Annotated in this window: 11 protein-coding genes; 4 read left to right on the top strand and 7 right to left on the bottom strand. The window is 69.1% G+C overall.

Features of this window, described 5'->3' with window-relative positions; genetic code table 11:
- Positions 1 to 147: 147 nt before the first annotated feature.
- From ACWDO5_RS33360 to ACWDO5_RS33380, 5 genes are read right to left on the bottom strand one after another with little or no spacing between them, the layout of a single operon-like run.
- Positions 148 to 1,131 carry a glycine betaine ABC transporter substrate-binding protein gene (locus ACWDO5_RS33360; RefSeq protein WP_450534300.1) on the bottom strand — a complete coding sequence of 328 codons (984 nt, stop codon included), beginning with the start codon at positions 1,129 to 1,131 and terminating at the stop codon, positions 148 to 150.
- Positions 1,131 to 1,940: an ABC transporter permease gene (locus ACWDO5_RS33365; protein ID WP_450534301.1), complete on the bottom strand. Its 810-nt coding sequence runs from the start codon at positions 1,938 to 1,940 to the stop codon at positions 1,131 to 1,133. Before ACWDO5_RS33365 ends, ACWDO5_RS33360 begins: the two co-directional genes overlap by 1 nt.
- Positions 1,937 to 3,190, bottom strand: coding sequence for a betaine/proline/choline family ABC transporter ATP-binding protein (locus ACWDO5_RS33370; protein WP_450534302.1), 1,254 nt, complete (start codon positions 3,188 to 3,190; stop codon positions 1,937 to 1,939). The genes ACWDO5_RS33365 and ACWDO5_RS33370 overlap by 4 nt, the downstream gene beginning before the upstream one ends.
- Positions 3,183 to 3,830 carry an ABC transporter permease gene (locus ACWDO5_RS33375; RefSeq protein ID WP_450534303.1) on the bottom strand — a complete coding sequence of 216 codons (648 nt, stop codon included), beginning with the start codon at positions 3,828 to 3,830 and terminating at the stop codon, positions 3,183 to 3,185. Before ACWDO5_RS33375 ends, ACWDO5_RS33370 begins: the two co-directional genes overlap by 8 nt.
- Before the next feature lie 11 nt (positions 3,831 to 3,841).
- Positions 3,842 to 4,318, bottom strand: a complete 477-nt coding sequence (locus ACWDO5_RS33380) for an Lrp/AsnC family transcriptional regulator (protein ID WP_450534310.1) — start codon at positions 4,316 to 4,318, stop codon at positions 3,842 to 3,844.
- Between the two features lie 121 nt (positions 4,319 to 4,439).
- Between ACWDO5_RS33380 and hppD the strand changes: the two genes are divergently transcribed.
- On the top strand, positions 4,440 to 5,585 hold the full coding sequence (gene hppD / locus ACWDO5_RS33385; protein ID WP_450534304.1) for a 4-hydroxyphenylpyruvate dioxygenase: 1,146 nt from the start codon (positions 4,440 to 4,442) through the stop codon (positions 5,583 to 5,585).
- A 231-nt stretch (positions 5,586 to 5,816) separates the two neighbouring features.
- Here the strand turns inward: hppD and ACWDO5_RS33390 are convergent, their stop codons facing one another.
- Positions 5,817 to 7,535 (bottom strand): tetratricopeptide repeat protein, encoded by a 1,719-nt coding sequence (locus tag ACWDO5_RS33390; protein WP_450534305.1) that lies wholly within the window; start codon positions 7,533 to 7,535, stop codon positions 5,817 to 5,819.
- Positions 7,536 to 7,644: 109 nt separating this feature from the next.
- Here ACWDO5_RS33390 and ACWDO5_RS33395 point away from each other — a divergent pair, with 109 nt between their 5' ends.
- Positions 7,645 to 9,012 carry an FAD-binding oxidoreductase gene (locus ACWDO5_RS33395; RefSeq protein ID WP_450534306.1) on the top strand — a complete coding sequence of 456 codons (1,368 nt, stop codon included), beginning with the start codon at positions 7,645 to 7,647 and terminating at the stop codon, positions 9,010 to 9,012.
- Positions 9,013 to 9,110: 98 nt separating this feature from the next.
- Positions 9,111 to 9,491: a VOC family protein gene (locus ACWDO5_RS33400; RefSeq protein WP_450534307.1), complete on the top strand. Its 381-nt coding sequence runs from the start codon at positions 9,111 to 9,113 to the stop codon at positions 9,489 to 9,491.
- Positions 9,492 to 9,676: 185 nt separating this feature from the next.
- Here ACWDO5_RS33400 and ACWDO5_RS33405 read toward each other — a convergent pair whose 3' ends face one another.
- Positions 9,677 to 10,153 (bottom strand): SsgA family sporulation/cell division regulator, encoded by a 477-nt coding sequence (locus ACWDO5_RS33405; protein WP_450534308.1) that lies wholly within the window; start codon positions 10,151 to 10,153, stop codon positions 9,677 to 9,679.
- Between the two features lie 219 nt (positions 10,154 to 10,372).
- Between ACWDO5_RS33405 and ACWDO5_RS33410 the strand changes: the two genes are divergently transcribed.
- Positions 10,373 to 10,909 (top strand): DUF2510 domain-containing protein (locus ACWDO5_RS33410; protein WP_450534309.1); only part of this gene is annotated, 537 nt, incomplete at its 3' end.

The following is a 10,909-nucleotide window of genomic DNA, read 5'->3' on the forward strand; positions in this document are numbered from 1 at the left end:
TACGTCCAGTACGAGGGCGATCACCCCCAGACTTCGTCCGGGGGTGCCCCCACCGCCTTGCGATGCGTCCCCCAGGCCCTTCGGGCCTGGGGAGAGCCCATGCATCTGACGCCGCGGGCTGATCCTCGAAGATCGCCCGGTCAGGGCCTAGCCCTTCTTGATGAAGCCCTGCCCGATCAGCCAGTCCATCGCCACCTTGTGCGGGTCCTCCCCCTCCACGTCCACCTTCGCGTTCAGGTCCTGCGCGATCTGCGTCGTCAGCCGCGCGCTCAGCGGGTTCAGCAGCCCCGCGATCGCCGGCCACTTGTCGATCGTCGCGCTGTGGATCACCGGCGCCGCGTTGTAGTTGGGGAAGAAGTGCTTGTCGTCCGCGAGCGTGTCCAGATCCATCGCCTTGATCCGGCCGTCGGTGGTGTACGCCTCGCCCAGCAGGCACGAGTTGGACTTCGACACCTGCGTGTAGATGATCCCGGCGTCCATCTTCTTGATGTTCCCGGCCGGGATCTCCATCCCGTACGCCTTCTCCATGCCCGGCAGCCCGTCCTCGCGCGAGGCGAACTCGTTCTCCACACAGAGCGTCACCGCCGACGGGTCCTTCTTCGACAGCGCCGCCACGTCAGACATGGTCTTGAGTTTGTACTTCGCGTTGTTCTGCTTGCTGATCGCCAGCGTGTAGGTGTTGTCGAGCGTGGACTGCGGCAGCCAGGTCACGCCGTTCTTCAGATCCGCGTTGTGCACCGCCTGCCACTGCTCCTGCGGGTCGACGATCGGCTTCTGGTTCCCCAGGTAGGTGATCCAGGCGGTTCCGGTGTAGTCGTACATCGCGTCCGCGTCGCCGCCCACGATCGCCTGGCGCGCGCTGATCGAGCCGGGCAGGTTCGTACGGTCAAGCACCTCCGCGCCCGCCGCCTTGAAGATCAGACCGATCATCTGGCCCAGGATGATGTTCTCGCTGAAGTTCTTCGAAGCGACCGTCAGTGACGCGCCCTTGAGCGGCTCGCCCCTGCCGACCGAGCCCGGCGCCACGTCGTCCACCATCGGCGAGCCGCTCTTGAGCCCGCAGCCGGTCAGGCCCGTCAGCGCCAGTGTGAAGGCGACCGCCGCGCTCAGCGCCGTACGCACGTACCGCATCACGCCTCCAGTCCGCGCGGCGTCAGCGCCAGCTCGGCCAGTGAGGCCAGCCAGTCCACCAGCAGCGCCAGCGCCACCGTCAGCACCGAGCCGAGCACCAGGACCGGCATTCGCTGGGTCTGGATGCCGGAGGTGATCAGGTCGCCCAGGCCACCGCCGCCGCCGAAGGTGGCCAGCGTCGCCGTGCCGACGTTCAGCACCAGCGCGGTCCGCACGCCCGCCAGGATCAGCGGTACGGCGAGCGGCAGTTCGACTTTCCTCAGGGTGCCCATCGCGGACATGCCGATCCCTCGCGAGGCCTCCACCAGCTGCGGGTCGATCGCCTTCAGACCGGCCACCGTGTTGGAGAGCACCGGCAGCACCGCGTAGATCACCATGCCGATGATCGCGGTGGACGGGCCGATGCCCAGCCAGATCACCAGCAGCGCCAGCAGGCCGATCGCCGGGGTTGCCTGGCCGACGTTGGCGGTCGCGGTGACCACGGGGGCCGCGCGGCTGAGCCCCGGCCGGGTGAGGGCGATGCCCAGCGGGATCGCGATGATCAGCACCCAGAAGGTGGAGATCGCGGTGAGCTGGACGCTCTGCCACAGCCGCAGCTGCACATTGCCGCCCGACAGCGAGTTCTCCGCGATCGCGTCGAGTTCGGTGTTCGAGATCCACAGGAAGGTCACCAGCAGCACGACGGCGAGCACGCACGGCAGCACCACCAGCTTCTGCCAGGTGAACCGGGGCGGTGGCGGTGGCGGCGGCGCCGGCTCCTGTTCCTCCTCGGCCGGCAGGTCCACCTCGGCCTGAGAGAGGTCGCTCATCCGCCCGCACCGCCCTCCAGCTCCACCTCGGTCTGGTGGTGGCGCAGTTCCTCCAGATCGTGCTGGTGCTCCATGGCGGCGAGCCGGTCGGCCTCCAGCATCTCCTGTACGGAGTTCATCAGCGTCTCCATGTCGACGACGCCGATGAACTCGCCGCGCCGCCCGGTCACCGCGACCCGCCCGCTGGAGTCGGTGAGCACCGCCTCCAGCGCGTCGTGCAGCGTCGCGTCCCGGGTCACTGTGTCGTGCACCAGCTGCCCGGCCCGGGCCAGCGACCCCTTGGCGCGCATCAGATCACCGCGCCGCAGCCATTTGTAGGGGCGGTTCCTGCGGTCCAGCATCAGGAGCTCGTTGTACGGGCTCTCGCGCAGCTTGTTGAAGACCAACTGGAGCGGGTCGTCCACCGACACCGTAGGGAAGTCGGCAATCCCGACATCTCGTACGCGCGTGAGATTGAGCCGCTTCAGGGCCGCGCCCGCGCCCACGAATCCGGAGACGAAGTCGTCCGCCGGATTGGTGAGGATCGCCTCAGGGGTGTCGAACTGCGCGATGTGCGAACGCTCCCGCAGCACCGCGATCCGGTCCCCGAGCTTGATCGCTTCGTCGAAGTCGTGGGTGACGAAGACGATCGTCTTGTGCAACTCGCGCTGGAGCCGGATCAGTTCTTCCTGCAGATGATCGCGGGTGATCGGGTCGACCGCCCCGAACGGCTCGTCCATCAGCAGCACGGGAGGGTCCGCCGCCAGCGCCCGCGCGACGCCCACCCGCTGCTGCTGGCCGCCCGACAGCTGCCGCGGATAGCGCCCGTGGAACTCCCGTGGGTCGAGCCCCACCAGATCGAGCATCTCCTCGACCCGGTCCTTCACCCTCGGCTTCGACCAGCCGACCATCTTCGGTACGAGGGCGATGTTCTCCGCGACCGTCATGTGCGGGAAGAGCCCGGACGACTGGATCGCGTATCCGATCTTCCGGCGCAGCTTCACCGGGTCGATGTCGGTGACGTCCTCGTCGTCGATCCTGATCCGCCCCGACGTCGGCTCGATCAGCCGGTTGATCATCTTCAGCGTGGTCGACTTCCCGCAGCCGGACGGACCCACGAGGATCACCGTCTCGCCGGGCTTGATCTCCAGCGAGACGTTGTCCACGGCCGGACTCGGACTGCCCGGATAGCGCTTGGTGAGGTTCTCCAGCTGGATGCGGGCGCCGGAGGCGGCCGAAGCGGCAGCCGTCCCGGTCTCGGTCTCAGTCACGGATCCCCCTGGGAATGGTCAACCGTCCGAGCAGGACGTACGCGGCGTCGAAGAGCAGGGCGAGGATGATGATGCCGACGGTGCCGGCCAGGACTTGGTTGATCGCGTTGGCGCTGCCCAGCGAGGCGATGCCGCGGAAGATCTCATTGCCGAGTCCGGGCCCCGAGGCGTACGCGGCGATCGCGGCGATGCCCATCAGCATCTGGGTGGCGACCCGGATGCCGGTGAGGATCGGCGGCCAGGCGAGCGGCAGCTCCACCCGGAACAGCCGGGCCGTCCGGGACATCCCGATGCCCTTGGCGGCATCCACCAGGGAGGGGTCCACGCCGCGCAGTCCCACGATGGCGTTACGGACGACGGGCAGCAGCCCGTACAGCGTCAGGGCGATCACCGTGGGTGGCACGCCCAGGCCCACGATCGGGATCAGCAGACCGATCAGGGCGAGGGAGGGGATGGTGAGGATGGTGGCCGTGGAGGTGATGGCCAGATTCCCGCCCCAGGAGCTGCGGTAGGTGAGGAGGGCGATCGCAATGCCCAGCAGGGTGGCGATGACCATGCACTGGAAGACGGCGCTGGCCTGCTGGAAGGCGTCGGTGAGCAGCTGCTGGTGGTGTCCCGCGAGATAGCCCCAGAAGCTCACACCGTGTCACCTCAGACCTCTTCGTCCTCCGCAGCCTGCTCCACCAGCGGAATGATCCGCAAGGGGACCGGATTCTCCATGACGATCGCCGTGGACGCCCGCACGATGCCATCAAAACCGACAACCCGGTCGATCACACGCTGGAGATCGGCGTTGGAACGGGCGACGAGCCGGCAGAGCATGTCACCGTGACCGGTGGTGGTGTGCAGTTCCAGCACCTCGGGGACGCCGTCCAAATGGGCGCGTACATCCGTGCCTTGTCCCTGCTTGATCTCCAGGGTCGCGAAGGCGGTGACGGGGTAGCCGAGCGGCGCCGGATCGACGTCCGGGCCGAAACCGCGGATGACGCCATTTGACTGAAGGCGGTCCAGGCGGGCCTGCACGGTGCCGCGGGCCACACCAAGGCGGCGGGACGCCTCGAGCACCCCTATCCGCGGTTCGCGCGCCAGCAGGACGATGAGCCGGCCGTCCAGATGATCGATCGCCATGGCGTCTCCCGAATGGTCATCCTGTACAGATAGCCCCTCCATAGTGCTCATACGCTATACAGATTGCCCAGGAGGAACACAAACCATTGCGCATCTTGTGGATGGGCGGGAGTCTGCCGTCATGACTGAGACCATCCATCACACCCCGGACACCGCGCGCAAGGCAGACCCCTTCCCGGTGAAGGGAATGGACGCGGTCGTCTTCGCTGTCGGCAATGCCAAGCAGGCCGCGCACTACTACTCCACCGCCTTCGGCATGAAGCTGGTCGCGTACTCTGGACCGGAGAACGGCAGCCGCGAGACCGCGAGTTACGTGCTGAGCAACGGCGCCGCGCGCTTCGTCTTCACCTCCGTCATCAAGCACTCCACCGACTGGGGCCGCTTCCTCGCCGAGCATGTCGCCGAGCACGGCGACGGCGTCGTCGACCTGGCCATCGAGGTGCCGGACGCGCGGGCCGCGTACGCGTACGCCACCGAGCACGGCGCCCGCGGCATCACCGAGCCGTACGAGATCAAGGACGAGCACGGCACGGTGGTGCTGGCCGCGATCGCGACGTACGGCAAGACCCGGCACACGCTGGTCGACCGCTCCGGCTACGACGGTCCGTACCTGCCGGGCTTCGCCACCGCCGACCCGATCGTCGAGCCGCCCGCCAAGCGCACCTTCCAGGCCATCGACCACTGCGTCGGCAATGTCGAACTCGGCAGGATGAACGAGTGGGTGGCCTTCTACAACAAGGTCATGGGCTTCACCAACATGAAGGAGTTCGTGGGCGACGACATCGCCACCGAGTACTCCGCACTGATGTCGAAGGTCGTGGCCGACGGCACGCTGAAGGTGAAGTTCCCGATCAACGAGCCGGCGATCGCGAAGAAGAAGTCGCAGATCGACGAGTACCTGGAGTTCTACGGCGGCGCCGGCGTCCAGCACATCGCGCTCGCCACGAACGACATCGTCGCGACGGTACGGAGCATGCGTGCGGCCGGAGTTCAGTTCCTGGACACGCCCGACTCGTACTACGACACGCTCGGCGAGTGGGCGGGCGAGACGCGGGTGCCGGTCGAGACGCTGCGCGAGCTGAAGATCCTGGTCGACCGCGACGAGGACGGCTATCTGCTGCAGATCTTCACCAAGCCGGTGCAGGACCGGCCTACGGTCTTCTTCGAGATGATCGAGCGGCACGGCTCGATGGGCTTCGGAAAGGGCAACTTCAAGGCGCTCTTCGAGGCGATCGAGCGCGAGCAGGAGAAGCGCGGAAACCTGTAGCGACCGGCGCCCGAGTCCCGCGGCCCCACGAATCCTGACCCGTGGGGCCGCAGGACCGCCTACGATCGGCGGCGTGAGCGGGCCGTCGCCTCATGTGTCCCGGCCGGGCGCCGCGCCGCGGGAGCTCAGCTCCCATGTTGCCTCGTCCGCGCTGCTGTTCACCGGCGACGCCGCAGCGCGACGGCGGGCTTGAGGCTGCCGCCGCGGATCGGCGGCGTTGGGCCGGGCCCCTCACTCGCTCTCCTGCGACGATGTCGGGCTCGCCGGAGCCTCTACCGTCTCCACGCTCTGGCGCTCCGACGGCGACTGCGTCTCCTGGGCGGCGTCCAAGGGCATCCCGTCCGGCGGCGGGGAAGCCTCCTCGTTCTCCGGAGGCGCGTCCGAGCGCCCGTCCGACGGTGCCGACACCTGCTCGTCCTCCAAAGCCGCACCTTCACCCGATCCCGAATCCGATCCCGATCCCGATCCCCAATCCGATCCCGAATCCGATCCCGATCCCCAATCCGATTCCGATTCCGATTCCGATTCCGACGCCCAGTCCCAATCGGTCTCCATCTCCTCGGACTCGTAGCCCGTCACATACTTCGGCCCGCCCGGCGGCGGCTCCCCCAGCACGTCCAGCGCCTCCCTTGCCGCGGGGGCCAGCAGGGGTGAGAAGTACGGGTTGATCCGCAGCGCCTCGGAGAGGTGGCGGCGGGCCGGGCCGGCAAGGTCCAGGGCACGTTCGATCTCGCCACGGTGGTACGCGAAGAGCGGGCTCCGCAGCCCCTGGTCCGTCGCCGTCTTTGCGTAGGGCAGCGCATCCGTCGCCCTGCCCGTGCGGAACAGCGCCCAGCCCAGCGCGTCCGCCACGTGCATGTTCTGGTGCCCCCGGTCCCACTCGGCCTGCAGGCGACGGACCGCCGTCTGCGGATCGCCGTGGTCCGCCTCGAAGAGGCCGAGCACGAGCTCCTCGTTCACCCCGTCGATCCCCGCCCGCTCCGACCTCGAGTGCAGCTTCTCGTACTGAGACGTCGCGTCCCCGTCCAGCCCCAGCGACTGATACAACTCGCCCGCCTCCAGGGCGTATTCGGGCAGCTGGGCATGGTCGAGCGCCGACTCGTAGTCGTGGAAAGCCTCATCCGTACGGCCCAGCGCAGCCAGCGCACGCCCTCGTGACCCCAACGACGGATGGTGGTCCGGCGCCAGCTTCAGCGCCCTGTCGTACTGCTCGATCGCCTCCGCCGGCTCGCCCCGCTCCCACGCCAGGTCGCCCAGCCGGTGCAGCGCGGCCGCCTTCTCCGCGGGCGTCTCGGCGCTGCCCACCGCGTCGTACGCCTTCGCCGCCGCGTCCTCGCGCCAGCCGCGGTCCCGGTAGACCTGGGCCATCCGGCCGAGCGTCTGCGCGCCCGGGCGCAGCTTCGTGAGCTTGTCCATCGCCGTACCCACGGCCTCGTAGTCGCCGAGCCCGCTGTACGCGTCGATCAGCACAGGATACGCCGTCCACCGCTTCGGCTTCTGCTCGGCCGCGCTCTCGCCCAGCGTGCGCGCCTTGGCGAAGTCGTGCCGGGCGTTGGCCAGCGCCGCGAGCCCCACCAGCGCGTCGACGTTTCCCTCGTCGCCCGGCAGCACGTCCAGCGAGCGCTGCAGCGCCTCCTCCGCCTGTGTGTAGTACGCCGGTTCCGCCAGCCGGGAGCCCCGCTCCACGTACGCCGACCCCAGAACGGCCCACGACTCCTCGTCCCGCGGGTGCGCCCGTACCCATCGCTCCCGGTCCGCGATCAGCGCGGTCAGATCCAGCAGACTGGCAGGCGCCCCCGAGTCCACCGCCGCCGCCGCCCGCCCGGCCGCGCCCGGCGTGGGCCGCGGCCCTTCGTTGCCCCACCCGGGCGCGAGCGTGATCGCCCCGACAGCCAGCGTCGCCCCGACCAGCGTGCCGAGCGCGGCGTTCTTCACGTGTTCGCTCTTCATGGCGCTCACTGTGCGCCAGCGCGTAGTCAATACGAAGAACACACCCCGCCCTGCGAGGCTGAACGCAGACGGGTTCACACCGATGGCCCCCCGGTGCGAGGCTTGCACCATGGACGATCTTCTCGAGCGGCTGCGCGCCGGTCTGCCTGCCGAAGCCCTGATTACCGACCCCGACGTCACGGTCTCCTACGCCAACGACATGGCGAGCTTCTGCGCGGCGGGCACCCCCGCCGTCGTTGTTCTGCCGCGGACTGTCGAGCAGGTCCAGCACGTCATGCGCACAGCGACAGCACTGCGCGTGCCCGTCGTCCCGCAGGGCGCCCGCACCGGCCTGTCCGGCGCCGCCAACGCCTCCGACGGCTGCATCGTGCTGTCGTTGACCAAGATGGACCGGATCCTGGAGATCAGCCCGGTCGACCGGATCGCCGTCGTCGAGCCGGGCGTCGTCAACGCCGTGCTGTCCCGCGCGGTGGGCGAACACGGCCTGTACTACCCGCCGGACCCCTCCAGCTGGGAGATGTGCACCATCGGCGGCAACATCGGCACCGCGTCCGGCGGCCTGTGCTGCGTCAAGTACGGAGTGACCGCCGAGTACGTTCTCGGCCTGGATGTCGTCCTCGCCGACGGCCGCCTGATGACCACCGGCCGCCGCACCGCCAAGGGCGTCGCCGGCTACGACCTCACTCGCCTCTTCGTCGGCTCCGAAGGCAGCCTTGGCATCGTTGTCAAGGCCGTCCTCGCGCTCCGCCCGCAGCCGCCCGCTCAGCTCGTGCTCGCCGCCGAGTTCGACTCCGCTGCCGCCGCCTGCGACGCCGTCTGCGCGATCATGGAGCGCGGCCACACCCCCTCACTGCTCGAGCTCATGGACCGTACGACCGTCCACGCCGTCAACGCCATGGCGAACATGGGCCTGACCGACTCCACGGAGGCACTCCTCCTCGCCGCCTTCGACACCCCGGACCCCGCCGCCGACCTGGCCGCCGTCGGCGCGCTGTGCAGCGCGGCGGGCGCCACCCAGGTCGTCCCGGCCGACACCGTCGCCGAGTCCGAACTCCTCCTCCAGGCGAGGAGGTTGTCGCTCACCGCCCTGGAGACCATCAAACCGGCCACGATGGTCGACGATGTCTGCGTGCCGCGCTCGAAGCTCGGCGCGATGATCGAGGGCACGGCCGCCATCGCCGAGAAGTACGACCTCACCATCGGCGTCTGCGCGCACGCGGGCGACGGCAACACCCACCCCGTCGTCTGCTTCGACCACACCGACGCGGACGAGTCCAGGCGCGCCCGTGAGTCCTTCGACGCGATCATGGCTCTCGGCCTGGAGCTCGGCGGCACCATCACCGGCGAACACGGCGTCGGCGTACTGAAGAAGGAGTGGCTGGCGCGTGAACTCGGCCCGGTGGGCATGGAGATGCAGCGCGGCATCAAGCAGGCCTTCGACCCGCTCGGTCTCCTCAACCCCGGCAAGCTCTTCTGAGTCCGCAGCACGACGACCCATGCCCGATGGTCCGGACAACGCTCTCCGCATAGCGTGAAGGGAGAAGTCAAACCGCCTCACACCGCAGAGGAGGAGCCGTGCCCCCACGCCTCGACCACACCATCGTTCACAGCCGCGACCGGTTCGCCGGCGCCCGCTTTCTGGCCGAGCTGATCGGGGGGCCGGAGCCCAAGCCCTTCGGCCCGTTCGCCAGCCTGCCGCTGGAGGGCGGCGTTACTCTCGACTATCTCGATGAACGGGGCCGCATAACCTCCCAGCATCTGGCCTTCCTGGTCTCCGAGGGCGAGTTCGACGAGATTTTCGGCCGGATCACAGACCGTGAACTGCCGTACTGGGCCGACCCCGCACACGACAAGCCGCAGCAGATCAACCACCTCTTCGGCGGCCGTGGGGTGTACATCGACGACCCCGACGGCCACTCCATCGAATTCATCACGCATACGTACGTCACCGACTGACCGCGTCCAGTGCGGTGACCGCGAAGGTTCACCGGGTTGCGCGGCCGTCGGCCGCGCGTGTCCTCAAGCGCCGGACGGGCTGGGTTTTCCAGCCCGTTGGGGGTCCCCCCGGACGAAGTCTGGGGGGGGAGCTTGAGGACGAACCGTTCGTCGGACGGACCCGGCCAACATCTCCGGCCATGGCACTAGCTGTCACTCTGCGACGACTCGTCCGACGGCCAGGCCTTGGGCAGCCACAGATCGTCGGCCGCGGTGGGCGCGAGCAGCTTGGCGAGGCCCTCGTCGATGTCGAGGTGCTCGGACTCGGAGCCCGGAGGAACCACCCGCAGGATCCGCTCCAGCCAGCTGGACACCACGGCGGCGCACGCTTCGAGCAGTGCGTCGCCGCCGGGGGAGCTCAGAGCCATCAGTACCACGCTGCGCCCCTCGACCTTGGTCGGCCAGATCCGGACGTCACCGTGGCCGCACGGCCTGAACACCCCCTCGCCCAGCAACTCGCGGGCGAAGGCCCACTTGACGGGGGTGTCGGAGCCGATGTGAAAGGTGATGTGCACGGCGTACGGGTCGTCCGTGCGGTAGGTCAGCCGGGACGGGACGGCGATGCTGAGCTCGGGCGACAGCACCAGTTGGAGCTCAAGCTCGCGTTCCACCATGGTGTGCATGACAGTGCCCTTCCTTCAAGTACGAGGCCTTGTGAGCGGGCCTTGCAGGGAGGGACCGCGCTCCCGCGCGGCTATGACGCGTCTTTCGGCAACAACTTTCTGTGATGGCTCCGTGACTGGAAAGTGGGCGTTACGGCAGGACCGGCCCGGGGATGTGCGTGGGTCTGATAGATGTGGAGCCTTGAATTGAGGCTCTCGAGGAGATACGGGACCACGGTGATGAGCGCCCCCACCCCGGCCACCGGCGACGGCAGCCCCACGCCCGGCTACTACCCGGATCCGTCCATTCCTGGATATGTCCGGTACTGGAACGGTGCTGCCTGGGTACCCGGCACGAGCCGGCCAGCACCCAAGACGGGCGAGGCGATGCCTTCTGCACCCGGCTCGGCGGCAACCACGGCCGACGCCGCGCCTGCGGCCAAGCCACAGGCCCCGGCCACGGTGGAGGAGACCGGTCCGGTCTTCTTCGACGAGGAGCCGGACGACCAACCGTCACGCCCGGAGCCGGCCACCGCCTGGCAGGCCGACGCCGCGCGCCAGACCGGCTTCGGCGGCGAGCGCGACAACCGCGTCGCGTGGGGAGGCGGCCAGGATCCGCGTACGCCTGACCGGGGCGGCGCGCCCGCCGACCCGCGCCTGCCCGCCCCGTCGAGCGCGCCCGCGGACCCGACGGGCGGCGCCCTGCCCGGCGTACGCTCGCTGGGCCCGGCCGCCGGGGGCGAGCCTGCCGCGGACGGCACGGTCGCGATCCGCGCC

The sequence above is a fragment of the Streptomyces sp. NPDC000880 genome, from assembly GCF_053599675.1.